Origin of the sequence: Paenibacillus sp. FSL H8-0175 (assembly GCF_045040615.1) — a bacterium.
Classification (GTDB): domain Bacteria; phylum Bacillota; class Bacilli; order Paenibacillales; family Paenibacillaceae; genus Paenibacillus_AQ; species Paenibacillus_AQ odorifer.
Genome location: NZ_CP150299.1, coordinates 4,300,951 through 4,316,439, shown reverse-complemented (window position 1 = coordinate 4,316,439; position 15,489 = coordinate 4,300,951). Strand labels below are relative to the sequence as shown.

The window sequence follows — 15,489 nt, the reverse complement described above, 5'->3', positions numbered from 1 at the left end:
ATTGAAAGCTAAAGATTTAACAGTTTTGCTAGGCATCATCGGGATCGTGCTTATGATGATTCTGCCTATCCCGTCCTGGCTATTGGACGTTTTGCTTGTTATTAACATCTCAATCGCATTAATTATCATTCTGGTTGCTATGAATACGAAAAATGCACTCGAATTTTCAATTTTCCCTTCATTGCTCCTAGTAACCACACTGTTTCGTCTGTCACTTAACATCTCGACTACAAAACTGATCCTGACTTATGGAGATGCCGGTTCAGTGGTATCTACTTTCGGTAGCTGGATCGCTGGCGGACAAATTGCTGTTGGATTTATCGTGTTTCTGATCCTGGTAGTAGTTCAGTTTATTGTTATCACCAAAGGTTCAGAGCGCGTAGCTGAGGTAGGCGCTAGATTTACCTTGGATGCGATGCCCGGTAAGCAAATGAGTATTGATGCCGATCTTAACGCAGGCATGATTAACGAAACCCAGGCACGTGAGCGTCGTCGTAACGTAGAACGCGAAGCGGATTTTTTCGGAGCCATGGACGGTGCGAGTAAATTCGTTAAAGGAGACGCGATTGCGAGTATTATCATCTTGCTGATCAATCTCATCGGTGGATTTATCATCGGTATGATGGTTCACGGGATGGACTTTGCTACTGCGTTATCCACTTATTCTGTATTGACCATTGGGGACGGTCTCGTCAGTCAAATTCCAGCTTTGCTGATTTCGACAGCAGCCGGCTTGATTGTTACTAGAGCTTCTTCGGAAGGTAATCTTGCAGAAGAGCTGACAGGACAGTTGTTGTCCTATCCGAAATTGTTGTATATTGTCGCAGTTACGGTAGCTTTTCTTGGACTCTTTACACCCATACATATGATTACAACGCTCCCATTGGCCGGATTGCTGGCTTTTGCAGCCTACCGTATGGGACAAAATTTAAATAAGAAACAGATTGCCGAAGAGCAACTTGTTGAAGAGAAGCAGATTGAAGAGGTACGAAGTCCGGAAAGTGTCATTAATTTGCTGTCAGTTGATCCCATTGAATTCGAGTTTGGTTATGGTCTTATTCCTTTGGCGGATACAGGTCAGGGAGGCGATCTGTTAGATCGTATCATCATGATTCGACGGCAATGTGCCCTAGAAATGGGTCTTGTAGTACCTGTTATTCGCATTCGCGACAATATTCAACTAAAACCGAATGAATATGTCATAAAAATTAAAGGAAATACAGTCGGCGGTGGTGAATTATTACTTAATCATTACCTTGCAATGAGTCCAGGATATGATGATGAATCTATAAACGGTATTGAGACCATCGAACCATCCTTTGGGCTTCCAGCATTATGGATTGATGAATCGGTTAAAGAGCGGGCTGAATTGTCCGGCTATACTGTAGTAGACCCTCCATCTGTTGTCGCAACACATCTGACGGAGTTAATCAAACGTCATGGACATGAGCTGATAGGAAGACAGGAAACTAAGATGCTGGTGGACAACCTTAGGGATAATTATCCAGTGCTCGTCGACGATCTTATTCCTTCTGTATTGGCGATTGGGGATGTGCAGAAGGTGCTTGCTAAGCTGCTTCGTGAAAAGATATCGATCAGAGATTTGGTTACGATTTTTGAAACATTGGCGGATTATGGGACATACACCAAGGATCCGGATATTCTCACTGAATATGTTCGTCAGTCCTTGTCCAGACAGATTACTCAGCAATTCTCACAAGCAGGAGAGACACTGAAAGTCATCACAGTTGGACCTAATCTTGAAAAGAAAATTTCCGAGAGTGTGCAGCAATCTGAACAGGGAAGTTATTTGGCCCTAGATCCAACTTCGACACAAACGATCTATCAGCGGTTAAGTGAACAGATCAATCGATTGCTGCAGACAGGGCAACAGCCAATAGTGCTCACATCACCAACCATTCGTATGTATTTGCGGCAGGTGATTGAACGAACGATGCAGGACATTCCTGTACTGTCTTATAGCGAGCTAGAGCCTAACATTGAAATACAAAGCGTCGGAGTGGTGAATTTATGAGAGTGAAGCGTTACGTGGTCGATTCGATGCCTGACGCCATGCTTTCCATTCGCAACGAGCTTGGGAGCGAGGCCGTCATTTTAAGTACAAAGGAAATCAAAATCGGCGGATTTTTAGGGTTATTTAAGAAGAAAAAAATAGAAGTTGTAGCAGCAGTAGAAAAGGCAGAGAAGAATAATGTTCCAAAAAAGCCGGCTGCGCCAGCGATGAACATTCCACGGAGTGCAGTACCACAGGCTTATCAAAAAGCGTCATCTGCTTCCACTATACCTTCTATACCTTCTATACCTTCTATACCTTCCGTACCTTCCGTACCTTCTGTTTCATTAGAAAAGCCAGAAGAGTCACGGACGTTTGCTGAGATTGCCGCAGCCTTATCGGAAGCTATCAATGTACAAGAATCGATAGCCAAGCATCCGGAGCCAGTACCTGAGCAAAAACTTCCTGAATTAAATCTGGAAGATGCACCTTCTGTATCAGCGTTGTATGAATCATTAGGATTAGAACAATCGCCAGAGGTTGCCACTGCTCTCGAAAATGATGTTCTTCGTGAGATTAGAGATATGAAGCTCTGGATGGAGCGAATTGCCAGACAATCCTCAGGTGGAAGAGAACTGCCAGACAGTCTGCAGGAGCTACGGGATCTTTTATTAGAGCAAGAAATGGATGCTGTGCTTGTTGAGGAATGGATCAGTAACATCTCGGAACGTTGGGTAGATGAAGGGCGTACTTGGGGACCTGAGAAATTTATGGGATCTCTTAAAGAACAGATTGATGGTTTCCTGACGGGACGAATTGCTGATGGAATTGCCCGGGATACTCAAATTGTATATATTGCCGGACCCACTGGAGTTGGAAAGACCACAACCATAGCTAAGCTTGCGGCAGAACAGCTATTTAAGCACGGACGCAAGGTAGGTTTTATCACCTCCGATACGTATAGAATCTCAGCTGTTGAACAGTTGCGAACCTATGCTGCTATCCTCAATGTTCCACTGGAGGTTGTCCAATCGCCAGGAGATTTGCAAAGAGCACTCTTTCGCTTGGAGAGTTGTGATCTAGTATTAATGGATACAGCTGGCCGAAATTATCGCAATGATATGCTAGTAGCAGAACTGCAAAGCTTGCTTGCGAAGGAATTGAGAAGTGAAACCTATCTTGTGCTTAGCCTGACCTCCAAAAGCCGTGATATGAAACTTATTGCAGAGCATTTCGGCAGATATAGACTGGATAAGGTTATTTTCACAAAGCTGGATGAGACGGGGAGTTACGGCCCGCTCTTTAATGTCCTGAATGACTTCCCACTTACCTTGTCTTATATGACCGATGGTCAAAATGTACCTGATGATCTGCTTATGGCTACCAAAGGACAGCTTAGTGAGTTGCTTCTTGGAACAGGTGAAACATGATGGATCAGGCACAATCCTTAAGACAGCTTGTATCCAGTCAGGATTCTAAAGTAGCTGTAAGAGGGGGATCATCCGCCAGGATCATTACGGTGTGTAGTGGTAAAGGGGGCGTTGGTAAGTCGAATTTTACACTTAACTTCGCTCTAACTTTAAAGGCTATGGGCAAACGGGTTTTGCTGTTCGATGCAGATATCGGCATGGCTAATATAGATGTGTTGATGGGCGTATCGGCGAGATATAATCTTTATCATTTGTTAAAAAGAGAAGCGGATATCGAGCAGATTATTCAATACGGTCCGAATTCGCTCCCTTTTATAGCTGGTGGCTCTGGAATGGATGAGCTATTTACTCTTTCAGAGTCTGATCTTGATTATTTCACAAATCAGATAGCACTTATCGCGGACAGCATGGATTATATTTTGTTCGATACAGGTGCTGGATTATCTAAGGAAACGATGAAGTTTATAACTTCTGCCGACGATTGCTTAGTCGTTACTACACCAGAACCAACAGCTATCACAGATGCATACGCATTAATGAAGGTTGTGAATCGTACCTATCCTGAGACTTCCTTTAAATTGATTGTGAACCAGGCAGGTGATGAAAGGGAAGCTATATCGACAAGCGACAAGATCCGAATGGCCGCCAGTCGTTTTTTGCAATTAGATATTTCTTATCTTGGTCATATAAGCTCAGATGCCCATGTAGTGCAGGCTGTCAAAAGGCAAACGCCTTTCACATTGGCTTTTCCAAACAGTATTGCTGCAAAGGATATACATCGGCTTGCCCTAAGTTATTTGACCATTGATTCTAAAAAGACCACAAAAGTCCAAGGGATTAAAGGCTTTATCCATAAATGGTTAAAGCGAAGTAAATAGTTGTTCTGAATTTGGGACAGAGGTGGAAATGATATGAAGCCATATAAAGTATTGGTTGTTGATGATTCGGCATTTATGCGCAAGATCATTTCCGATTTAATTGAAAATGACGCTGACTTTCAGGTGACGGCAACAGCAAAAAACGGTCGTGAGGCTATCGAAAAAATTAATGAGCTTCGTCCAGATCTGGTTACTATGGATGTAGAAATGCCAGAAATGAACGGCCTGGAAGCGCTGAAAATAATAATGGCCTCAGACCCTCTGCCAGTGATTATGCTGTCAGGGATCAATGAAGAGGGCATGAAGGAAACCATTCTTGCACTGGAATGGGGCGCTTTTGACTTTATTCGTAAACCTTCGATTACCAACTCTCAGGATATCATGGGAGTGGGAGAATCCTTAAGGGAACAAATGAAAGAGGCTATGATGGCCCGGGAGCAGCGCGAAGCACGTGCTTCTGCATTTAAGTTGCCAGACATACCGCCAGTAGAAGTCGCACCGCCAACTGTACCGAGAGTGATGCCCGGCAAACCCAAGGTAGAACCTAAAGCTTCACTCAAAAATGAAGTGACCAAAAAACCGCGGGTGAAGCAACCGTTAGATCATACTGTTCCTAAAAGAGCAGCAAAACCATTAATCTCTACTCCACCACCTTTATCAGAAAAGAGTAATGCAAGGTCAAGAGTAGAGAATAACGCTACCCCACCAAAACCGTTGCCTAAACCTAAAGTGGAAGTGTCTTATGACGCTCCTGCAAATCCTCAGGTCCGGAAGTATGGGAGTAATGATCTGCAAAAGTTGGTTGCCGTGGGGTGCTCTACAGGTGGACCACGTGCTCTAAAGGTATTTCTGGAGAAGATTCCTGCAGATTTTCCAGCGCCTATTGTTATTGTGCAGCATATGCCGCCTAACTTTACCAAATCACTAGCCCAGCGACTGAATACCTTCAGCCCGCTAGAAGTGATTGAAGCTGAGCAGGGGATGATATTGCAAAAAGGAACTGCTTATATAGCACCTGGAGGCTATCATTTACAAGTTGTCCCATCCTCTAGAGGGCAATATGCGGTTGTACTCACAAAGGAGGAGGCACGTAATGGCCATCGACCTTCTGTGGATGTTTTATTTGAATCATTGCTGCCGCTCACATCGTTAGAACGTCATTTGTTACTAATGACAGGGATGGGTAGTGATGGGGCAAGAATGATGAAATCCTTATACGACTCTGGGGTAACCTCAACCTTTGCTGAAAGCGAAGAAACTTGTGTCGTATATGGAATGCCGCGATCTGCGGTGGAATTACAGTGCGTCCAGCACGTACTGCCTTTGCAAGAAATTGCTCCAAGGCTGGTGCAAGCTGTTAAATAACAGAAAAGCGAACTCAAAGGGGAGGTGCTCACTGATGGACATGAACCAATATTTATCCATGTTTATTGATGAGTCGAACGATCATCTGCAGTCATTGAACGAGAGCATGATGGGGCTGGAAGCGAATCCTGAGGACATTAGTATTGTACAGGTAATATTCCGCTCTGCGCATACCTTAAAAGGTATGGCAGCAACTATGGGCTTTGAAGATTTGGCTTCACTCACACACCAAATGGAAAATGTTCTTGATTTGGTACGCAACAACAAACTGCGCATGCAGGATTTCATTTTTGATACGTTGTTCAAAAGTTTGGATGCCTTGGAGTCTATGGTTGAGGATATTACGGGAGGAGGCGAGGGTAAAGCGGATGTTTCGTCTATCGTCTCCTCCTTACAGGCTATAGTCCGGGGAGAGATTCCTGTTGCGGGTGGTGAGGCAGCTTCTGTCTCAGGACCTGCTGCACAAGCGGTTGAAACCCCGATTCATTTAGATGAGTTTCAATTTTCTGTTCTAGAACAGTCGATTCAAGAAGGACATCAAGTATTATATGTGGACGTAACCATTCGCAAGGATTGTCAGCTTAAGGCAGTACGTGCATATATGGTGTTTGATCTTTTGGAGCGTTCAGGTGAAGTGGTTAAATCCTTCCCATCCGTTCAGGATATTGAACAAGAGAAATTTGATCAAAGCTTCTCTCTCTATTACATAACTCAAAAAAGTGCTGATCAAATTCAGGCTATGATACTAAATCTGTCTGAGATTGATAAGGTATCGGCAGTAGCATTGGATCAAGACTCTCTGCAACAGCTGGGTCAAGAAACAGCAGCAGCAGCCTCTGAAGTGGCTGCCACGACTACTGAGGCTCCAGCAGCTACACCTGCGGCTTCTGCCGCTAAACCCCTGCCAACCAAAGAAGAAGGGAACAAACCGGCAGCTCACAAAACAGGTGGGGCACCATCACGTACCATTCGTGTAGATATTGAACGTTTGGACGTGTTGATGAATTTATTCAGTGAACTTCTTATCGACCGTGTCCGATTGGAACAGCTGGCTTCTGAGGTTCAAAATGGTGATCTTACAGAAACGGTTGAGCATATGGGCCGGGTAAGCGGAGATCTCCAGAATATTGTAATGAAGCTGCGGATGGTTCCAGTAGATACAGTATTTAACCGATTCCCACGTATGATTCGTGATCTAGCCAAGTCACTAGACAAAAAAGTAGATCTTATCATCACAGGAGCAGAAACTGAGCTAGACCGAACGGTCATTGACGAAATCGGGGATCCGCTGGTGCATTTATTGCGTAATGCAGTTGACCATGGTATCGAATCCATTGCGGATCGTGTTGCTGCTGGTAAGCCTGAGACCGGAACGGTCTATTTGCGGGCTTTCCACAGTGGTAATCACGTCTTCATTGAGATCGAAGAAGATGGAACAGGGATTTATCCAGAGAAGGTTCTGAAATCTGCTGTGAAGAAGGGTGTTATAACACAAGAGCAGGCAGCCAGTATGTCGGACGATGAAGCTTTTCAGTTGTTATTTGCCCCAGGCTTCAGTACAGCAGAGGTCATTTCTGATGTTTCAGGCCGCGGGGTAGGGCTGGATGTAGTGAAATCTAAGATTTCTTCTTTAGGCGGCAATGTAACGATTTATTCTGCTCCAGGTAAAGGAACAAATTTCTCAGTGCAGCTGCCTTTAACTCTATCAATCATTGCTGCAATGCTTATCCGATTAGGTTCCGAGAAGTATGCCATTCCTTTGACCTCTATAGTGGAAACCGGAATCGTGAAGCAATCTCAGATCCGTACAATCCATGGCAATAAAATGGTAGAATTCCGTGATTCGCATATTCCTCTGGTTTCGCTAAGTCGTCTCTTTTCAGTACCAGATTATGATGAGAGTACCGAAGAAGAAACAGAAATCGTAGTGGTGCGCAAGGGAGAAAGATTAGTTGCCTTAGCAGTACAGGATTTTATTGGCCAGAACGAGGTTGTGATTAAGAATCTGGGTAAATATTTGCCTGATGTACAAGGAATATCTGGCGCAACCATTCTTGGTGATGGTCAAGTAGCACTTATTATTGATCCGAACGCTTTTATTAAATAACTAGGATAGAACAGGGAGGTTCATTCCATGGCTGAAGATATTAAAGTGATAGTGTTTAAATTAGGCGTAGAGGAATATGGAATTGAAGTTGAAAAGGTACAAACTATTGAGCGCATGATGCCCATTACTCGTGTACCTAAGACCTATTCATTTATCAAAGGTGTAATTAATTTACGTGGGGTTGTTATTCCTGTAATTGATCTACGGGGCCGTTTCGGCATCGAAGAGGCTGAACACACCGATCAGACAAGAATCATCATCGTGTCTGTTAATGAAATGGAAGTAGGCTTCATTGTAGACTCTGCAAATGATGTTATAGATTTGAACAGAGATTCTATTGATACACCTCCTGATGTTGTTGGCGGCATCAAGGCAAAGTATTTGGATGGGGTGGCCAAGATTGGAGACGAGCGCTTACTGATTATGCTTAACTTGTCAGAAGTGCTTAACAAAAGCGAGATCGTTCAATTAGAAAGCCTAGAGGGCTAACCTGTGGAACTATTTAAGCACTATAAGGATTTCAAAATGGATGTGCTTAAGGAAGTTGGGAACATTGGAGCTGGAAATGCAGCCACCGCATTATCACAGCTCTTGAATAAGCCGATAGATATGGCTGTTCCTAAGGTACAGCTCCTTAACTTTGAAGAAATAACAGATAAAGTTGGCGGAGCCGAAGAACTTGTATATGCGGTGTTTCTACGTGTGGAGGGTGAAGCTCCAGGTAACCTGTTTTTCATTCTGTCACCAGAAGCGGCTATGAACTTGCTTAGTCGTATTGCGGGCATTGAGCTATCGAGTAATGAAGAGCTTGGAGAAATGGAGCTCTCTGCACTAAGCGAAATTGGCAATATTTTGGCAGGATCGTATCTTTCTTCTCTAGCAGATTTCACCGCACTTTCTATGTATCCAACGGTGCCGGCCCTTGCTATGGACATGGCTGGCGCTATCCTTAGCTACGGTCTGCTGCAATTCGGGCAGATGGGGGACGATGCATTGTTGATCGACACTACCTTCTTCGAAGGGAAAAACGAAATTGAAGGGCAATTTTTCCTTATTCCCGATCCGGAATCATTCCCGAAAATCTTCAAATCGCTAGGAGTTCCTTTTGAAAATGATTGAAGAACAAAGCATTATTAAAGTAGGGATGGCGGATCTTAACGTGGGTAGCCAAGACAGTTTAATTCGTACCACAGGTCTTGGCTCCTGCGTGGGATTAACATTGTTTGACCCTGGAAAAAAGCTTGCAGGGATGGCGCATGTAATGCTCCCATCATCTGAGATTGCTAGGGAAGGGCAGTTAAACATCGCTAAGTTTGCAGATACTGCAGTGCCGGAGCTCTTATCCCGTCTGCTAGAGCTTGGGGCGGTTCGGAGCCGGATCGTAGCCAAGATGGCCGGAGGTTCACAAATGTTTGCCTTTGCCGGGGGGAGCGACACCATGAGGATCGGGCCTCGTAATGTTGAATCTTGTAAACTAGCACTTGAAAATTTAAAAATTCCGTTAATCGCAGAAGACACAGGCGGCAATTATGGCCGTACGATAGAAATAGCCTGCAACACTGGTATATTGTTTATTCGCAGTGTGCAAAAAGGCGCTAAGGAACTATAATTATGAATATGATTGGAAACATTTTGATAAACTTGGTGTCGGGTTTGGTAGGTTTCATATTTACCTTTTTTGTAACCTACAGTAACAATGTATTGGGTACTAGTTTATTAAGAAGCCTAATTGCATTTATCATCTGGTTTCTGCTTGCTTTCCTCGTAAGATGGGTATTGGGTTTTATTATGATTCAAACATCGCCTCCGGATGAAGTGGATACTGGTGGTGAAGAACTTGGGGCGAAGCTGGATATCAGCACGCCTAATGAGGATGAAGAATTAATCAATCTACTAAAACCGAAGCCAGGACAAGGAAACGAAAATAGCGAGGGATTTAAGCCTCTTACACCTCCTAAGCTAGTTTCGATGAAGGATCCTGAAGAATTGGCCAAGGCCGTTCGTCACCTGAAAGAAGAATAAGTGAGGGCTGAGGCGGAATCGGTGATCTTATTGGAAGGTACATTTCGCCGCGAATGCTCGCTGACTAAACTTTGGGAAGGGTGAAAGCTATTGAACGAGCGTAAAGCTTCTCAATTGGAAACTGACGAGCTATGGGAACAGTGGAAAGAACACAGAGACCCTGATGCCAAAAAGAAGCTGATAGAGAGTTATCTCCATATTGTTGATTATGTATCCAGTCGTTTGGCTGTGGGATTACCCAAAAATGTATCCAAAGATGATTTAGCCAGTAATGGGGTTATGGGACTAATTGATGCGATTGAGAAATTCGACTACAAACGAGGATTGCAGTTTCAGACCTATGCGTCCTGGCGTGTGCGTGGTGCGATATTAGATTCATTACGCCAAAGTGATTGGGTACCTAGATCCGTTAGGGAAAAAGCTAAAAAAATTGAGGACGCTTATCAGCAGCTGGAGCAGAAGCACTTAAGGTCAGTTAGTGACGAGGAAATGAGCCAATACCTTAATATTAGTGAACTGGAATTTCAAAATATGTTGCAGGATGTGGCTGTGATGTCACTTTGTTCACTGGAAGACCCGATTCGTGAAGAGGAATCAGAGACCCGAATGTCCATACTGGTGGACGATAAAGCTAAGAATCCGGATAGCAAGGTAAATGAATTCTACTTGCGCGAAGCGCTCACCAAAGGTATTGAGAAATTAACGGTGAAAGAAAGGACCGTTGTGTCCCTTTTATATTATGAAGATTTATCTTTAAGTGAGATTGCTGAGGTCATGTCGTTATCTCCTTCAAGAATTTCGCAGTTGCATTCCAAAGCTATTTTGCGGCTGAGGGGAACGCTCGAGAAGAACCGTGATCTCCTTATGCAGAACGATTAACCGTTAGCGGTGACAAGGGGGAGCAAAATTTGATCGGTCAATATGCTTTGAATCAGTACTTGAGTATAACTTTTTCGGAGGACAAAGGAATCGCGTATTTGCAGTTCTCCAAAAAGGATGAGAATTTTTCCTGCTCATCTACAGAACTGGAAGCCTTCCTGCACAGTCACAATATTCGCTACGGTATCAAGAGTGATGTTGTCGAACGTATTAGTAGTCATCCTGAGGAGTTTTTTTGGAGTAAAGTTCCGATTGCTGCAGGTTATCCTGCTGTGCATGGCACAGATGGACGAGTTATGCTTACAGTTGATCTGGAAGAGGACCGCAAACCGCTTGAGAAAGCGGATGGTAAGGTCGACTACAAGGACTTGGTCCGGCTTCGTAATGTGCTTAAAGGAAAGTTAATAGCTAAAATTATCCCTGCCCAGCCTGGAAAGTTAGGGATGACTGTAACTGGTGATGAGCTTGCTTTCAAGGCTGGAAAGGAAGCTCATTTTAAAATCGGGAAAAATGTACTCATTGATAACGATGGCACTTCGATGTACGCAGCGATTGATGGACTGGTCACGTTAACTGATAACGGGAAAATCAATGTGTTTCCTGTATATGAAGTGAATGGTGATGTCGATTACGGCACTGGAAATATTGATTTTGTAGGTACAGTCGTCATACGTGGGAATGTCCTTTCAGGCTTTACGGTAAAGTCTGCCGGTGATATTCGGGTTGTAGGCGGCGTTGAAGGTGCAGAGTTAATCTCTGGGGGCTCCATTGAAATTACTGGTGGAATTATCGGATATAACAAAGGCCAAGTTACCGCTGGAAAAAGTGTGAAGGTTTCTTTCATTCAAGATGGAAACGTAACCGCTGGGGAAGATGTAATTGTCTCTCAGAGTATTATGCACTCCAATATACGTGCTGGTAGAGATGTTATCTGTAACGGCTCTAAAGGTTTAATTGTGGGTGGAATCGTTCAGTCTGGAGAAAGAGTTGTAGCAAGAACTATAGGTAACACCATGTCCACTGCGACTGTGATTGAGGTAGGCGTGGTTCCAGAGCTTAGAAATGAGATTAACGAACTTCGTCAAGAGCTGCGGCAGCTGCTGGAGAACGAGGATAAAACCTCTAAAGCTTTGTATCTATTAAATCAATTGGCTACTAACGGTCAGCTCCCTGCGGATAAAGTGGCGCTTCGCGTCAAATTAAATGCTACTAAACAATCCCATCAACGTGAAGAAAAAAGAATTAAAGAACGAGTGCTAGAGATAGAAAGAATGTTAGAAGATACAGGTAGAGCGAGAGTTGAGGTTATCAAAACCATTTATGGCGGTTCAAAGATCATGATCGGCAGATATACCCGATTTGTTAAGGATGCTACGGAGCGGGTTGTGTTTATTTACAGTGATGGGGATATATCTTTAACGCCGTACAATTAATCGGGCGGGCAGCATTTGCGGCCGGCCATTACTTGTGAGAGAAGGGTTAAGATGAGCCTAAAACCGGTGGAACTGCAAATTGCTTTGCCTCGCACCACGGAGGCGGGCAAGCTTCAGAATGAATCTCAGCAACGTCCTGCTATCGACCAACATCAATTGGCTGGGCAAAATGTAAAACAAAGTCAGGAATTGGCCATGCGAAGCACAGAAGTGGATGAGTCTTCAGAATCAGCTTTACGTGATGGCGGTGGAAAAGGCAATCAGCATTCAGGTGGCAATTCTTCTTCAGATAAACACTCGAACTCGCCTGCAACCCGTGATGCCGAGCATCCTTACAAAGGACAACGCATTGATCTAAGTCTTTAATAAGAATCTACATGAATCTACATCTGATATGTAAAAGGAGATAAGGCACTTGCAACCATGGGTTTATATTGTGCTAGTAGGTGTCGCCGCTATTCTTTATGCCCTTTTACTTCCCGCACGTGTTAAGGAAGGAAAAGCTAATCAGCAGAGCCTCAAAGAAACAGAGGCTGCGCTTGAGCTATATATGGCAGACATTGAGCGCGAGAATGAGGAACTGGTACAATTAGTTAGTAGTATTAAACAACAATCGCAAACTAATCATAATGTACTGCAGGGACAGGTTAATGAATTACAGCGTCAAGTGGTAGAGTTGCAGAACAGCTCTTTAAAGCTAGAAGCACGAGTGGCCGAGGAAGAGAAGAGTTTGAAAGAACTTGCAGTGTCGGTTGAACAAGGTTCGAAGGTTAAAGTTGGTGTTAACGAAGATCCGTCTCTCCCAGCAGAGATGAGTTCAGTGTCGCCAGATGTGAAAGCGAAACCTATTAGTTCGATAAAATTACGTTACCCAAGATTGTTTGAACTGCATGAGCAGGGCAAATCGATAGACTCCATTGCCAAGACGGCTGGACTTCAGCGAGGGGAAGTGCAACTGATTCTGCAACTTGCCAAACAGGAGGAATCGGTATGATTAAGAACCGTTCATTCTTGTTCGGGCTAGGCACAGGGCTAATTACTGGCGCTTTATTACTTCAATTAATGATCTCCGGTGGAGCGGCTCCACTTACCAAAGAACAAGTTCTACAGGGTGCGGAGAAATTGAATATGAAAGTCATCGATGAAGCTGCAGAACCTTCCTCGGGCGAAGCTGAGAATGATAATAAAGAGGAAGTCACAGAGACCGGGGGGCCGACAGCAGAAAGCAAGGAGAACGTCAGCCCCTCTGCGCCGGCTGCTGCAGCCTCCCCCACGCCGGCAGTGTCACCTACAACGCCTGATAGCTCTGATAAAGCCATTGCCCCGAACAAGCCATCTACGCCTACTGACGGGAAGGTTGAGCAGCCAAAGGTCACTCCAAAGGCCAGTGCCGCTCCAACCGCTGTAGCTCCTGTAACGCCTAAAGTCACAGCAAATGCTAGTGTTTCTGTTCGAATTCCATCTGGCAGCACATTGACAGCAACAACAGATATTTTAGCGAAGGCTGGCGTCATTAAAGATAAGTCTACTTTTCTAGAGGCTGCAAACAAACGTAAGATTAATACCAAAATTCAATCCGGTTCTTATAGCTTTAATAAGGGAGAGAGTATTGACTCCATAATAGAAAAATTAATAACTTTAAAGTGATCGTTGCATACACTGAGATAATATGGTATAGTAATTGACGGTGTTAAAACACACGCCGGTTGATTTCGACAAGGGGTGCTTTCTTCTGAAGAAAGTCTTGCTGAAAGATGACGCATGGCGGAGGAGACACACAATAAACCAAACTTAGGAGGTGTGTGAAGATGGCAGTAATCTCCATGAAACAGCTTCTAGAAGCTGGGGTACACTTCGGTCACCAGACTCGTCGTTGGAACCCAAAGATGGATCGTTATATCTTCACTGAAAGAAACGGAATTTACATTATTGACTTGCAAAAAACAGTCAAAAAGGTAGAGGAAGCTTACAACTTTGTAAAAAGCGTCGCTGGTGACAACGGCACAATCCTATTCGTAGGAACAAAGAAACAAGCTCAAGATTCCGTAAAAGAAGAAGCAGAACGTTCCGGTATGTTCTTCATTAACCAACGTTGGTTGGGCGGAACTCTTACCAACTTCCAAACTATCCAAAAGCGTATTGATCGCTTGAAGAAATTGGAATCTTGGGAAGAAGACGGTACTTTTGAAGTACTACCTAAGAAAGAAGTTATCCTTCTTCGCAAAGAGAAAGATCGTCTTGAAAAATTCTTGGGCGGTATCAAGAACATGAAAGGTCTTCCAAGCGCGCTGTTCATCATTGACCCGCGTAAAGAGCGTATTGCAGTTGCAGAAGCTCGCAAATTGGGTATTCCAATCGTAGCTATCGTTGATACTAACTGTGATCCAGACGAAATCGACTACGTAATTCCAGGTAACGACGACGCTATCCGCGCTGTTAAATTGTTGACTGGTAAAATGGCAGACGCTGTTGTTGAAGCTCACCAAGGCGAAGACACAACTACTGCTTAAGTAGCGACTAACACATACAAGAACTTAAATGAAAAGGGTGGTTGGCAGGTGGATAACCTCTCACTGCCCTTTTTTTAGGATAAAGGCCTTGAATAATGTAAGAAAACGACAATTACCTGGAGGGAATAAACAATGGCAGTTGATGCAAAAGCAGTAAAAGAACTTCGTGAAAGAACAGGCGCTGGTATGCTTGATTGTAAAAAAGCGCTTGAAGAAGCTAATAACGATATCACTAAAGCAGCAGAATTGCTTCGTGAAAAAGGTCTGTCTGCAGCAGCGAACAAAGCAGGACGTATTGCTACTGAAGGCGTTGTAGAATCTTACATCCACGCTGGCGGCCGTATTGGTGTACTTGTAGAAATCAACTGCGAAACTGACTTTGTTGGTAAAACAGATTCCTTCAAGGAATTTGCTCGCGATATCGCTATGCAAATCGCTGCAGCAAACCCGCGTTATGTTCGTCGTGAAGAAGTTCCACAAGAAGATGTTGAAAAAGAAAAAGAAATCCTGAAAGCTCAAGCTTTGAACGAAGGTAAGCCTGAGAAAATCATTGAAAAAATGGTTGAAGGACGTATTGGTAAATATTACGAAGAATATTGCTTGCTTGAGCAAACTTTCGTTAAAGACCCTGACAAAACAATCTCCCAATTGTTGAATGAAAAAATCAGCACCATCGGAGAAAACATCTCGATCCGTCGTTTTGCTCGTTTTGAACTAGGCGAAGGTTTGGAAAAGAAAGTGGATAACTTTGTTGAAGAAGTTATGGCACAAGTTAATCAATAATAGTTTCATCATAAATGTGAAGAATTGAATAAAGGCAAGCATCAGAAGAGCGGAACACGTACACGTAG

General features: G+C 43.8%; 16 protein-coding genes. All 16 read left to right on the top strand.

Annotation, left to right across the window (positions count from 1 at the left end):
• The first annotated feature begins 1 nt into the window (after position 1).
• The 16 genes from flhA (at position 2) to tsf (ending at position 15,421) form a co-directional block, all read left to right on the top strand.
• Positions 2-2,035: a flagellar biosynthesis protein FlhA gene (gene flhA / locus MHH46_RS19125; RefSeq protein ID WP_076182665.1), complete on the top strand. Its 2,034-nt coding sequence runs from the start codon at positions 2-4 to the stop codon at positions 2,033-2,035.
• Positions 2,032-3,444, top strand: a complete 1,413-nt coding sequence (gene flhF / locus MHH46_RS19120; protein ID WP_076190884.1) for a flagellar biosynthesis protein FlhF — start codon at positions 2,032-2,034, stop codon at positions 3,442-3,444. The genes flhA and flhF overlap by 4 nt, the downstream gene beginning before the upstream one ends.
• Entirely contained in the window at positions 3,441-4,322 is an 882-nt protein-coding gene (locus MHH46_RS19115; RefSeq protein WP_076190887.1) for a MinD/ParA family protein, read from the top strand. The genes flhF and MHH46_RS19115 overlap by 4 nt, the downstream gene beginning before the upstream one ends.
• Positions 4,323-4,355: 33 nt before the next feature.
• Positions 4,356-5,687, top strand: coding sequence for a chemotaxis response regulator protein-glutamate methylesterase (locus MHH46_RS19110; protein ID WP_076190890.1), 1,332 nt, complete (start codon positions 4,356-4,358; stop codon positions 5,685-5,687).
• A gap of 34 nt (positions 5,688-5,721) precedes the next feature.
• Positions 5,722-7,794 carry a chemotaxis protein CheA gene (locus tag MHH46_RS19105; RefSeq protein ID WP_076182652.1) on the top strand — a complete coding sequence of 691 codons (2,073 nt, stop codon included), beginning with the start codon at positions 5,722-5,724 and terminating at the stop codon, positions 7,792-7,794.
• Positions 7,795-7,821: 27 nt separating this feature from the next.
• The gene (locus MHH46_RS19100; RefSeq protein WP_036688501.1) at positions 7,822-8,283 is read left to right on the top strand and encodes a chemotaxis protein CheW; all 462 of its coding nucleotides are present in this window, start codon (positions 7,822-7,824) and stop codon (positions 8,281-8,283) included.
• Between the two features lie 36 nt (positions 8,284-8,319).
• A complete protein-coding gene (locus MHH46_RS19095; RefSeq protein ID WP_282579874.1) occupies positions 8,320-8,913 on the top strand; it encodes a chemotaxis protein CheC in 594 nt (197 codons plus the stop codon).
• Complete coding sequence (locus tag MHH46_RS19090) at positions 8,906-9,403, top strand: chemotaxis protein CheD (RefSeq protein WP_036688499.1); 498 nt, start codon at positions 8,906-8,908, stop codon at positions 9,401-9,403. Before MHH46_RS19095 ends, MHH46_RS19090 begins: the two co-directional genes overlap by 8 nt.
• Before the next feature lie 179 nt (positions 9,404-9,582).
• The gene (locus tag MHH46_RS19085; RefSeq protein WP_339279333.1) at positions 9,583-9,816 is read left to right on the top strand and encodes a hypothetical protein; all 234 of its coding nucleotides are present in this window, start codon (positions 9,583-9,585) and stop codon (positions 9,814-9,816) included.
• Positions 9,817-9,906: 90 nt separating this feature from the next.
• A complete protein-coding gene (locus tag MHH46_RS19080) occupies positions 9,907-10,695 on the top strand; it encodes a FliA/WhiG family RNA polymerase sigma factor (protein WP_076127824.1) in 789 nt (262 codons plus the stop codon).
• Positions 10,696-10,724: 29 nt separating this feature from the next.
• A complete protein-coding gene (locus MHH46_RS19075; protein ID WP_036688497.1) occupies positions 10,725-12,128 on the top strand; it encodes a DUF342 domain-containing protein in 1,404 nt (467 codons plus the stop codon).
• A gap of 51 nt (positions 12,129-12,179) precedes the next feature.
• Complete coding sequence (locus MHH46_RS19070; protein WP_076190893.1) at positions 12,180-12,494, top strand: hypothetical protein; 315 nt, start codon at positions 12,180-12,182, stop codon at positions 12,492-12,494.
• A gap of 49 nt (positions 12,495-12,543) precedes the next feature.
• Complete coding sequence (locus tag MHH46_RS19065) at positions 12,544-13,122, top strand: hypothetical protein (protein ID WP_076190895.1); 579 nt, start codon at positions 12,544-12,546, stop codon at positions 13,120-13,122.
• Positions 13,119-13,775 (top strand): endolytic transglycosylase MltG, encoded by a 657-nt coding sequence (locus tag MHH46_RS19060; RefSeq protein ID WP_076190898.1) that lies wholly within the window; start codon positions 13,119-13,121, stop codon positions 13,773-13,775. Before MHH46_RS19065 ends, MHH46_RS19060 begins: the two co-directional genes overlap by 4 nt.
• 161 nt (positions 13,776-13,936) lie before the next feature.
• Positions 13,937-14,638, top strand: a complete 702-nt coding sequence (gene rpsB, locus MHH46_RS19055) for a 30S ribosomal protein S2 (RefSeq protein WP_036688493.1) — start codon at positions 13,937-13,939, stop codon at positions 14,636-14,638.
• Between the two features lie 132 nt (positions 14,639-14,770).
• Entirely contained in the window at positions 14,771-15,421 is a 651-nt protein-coding gene (tsf, locus tag MHH46_RS19050; protein ID WP_036688492.1) for a translation elongation factor Ts, read from the top strand.
• The last annotated feature ends 68 nt before the right edge of the window (positions 15,422-15,489 follow it).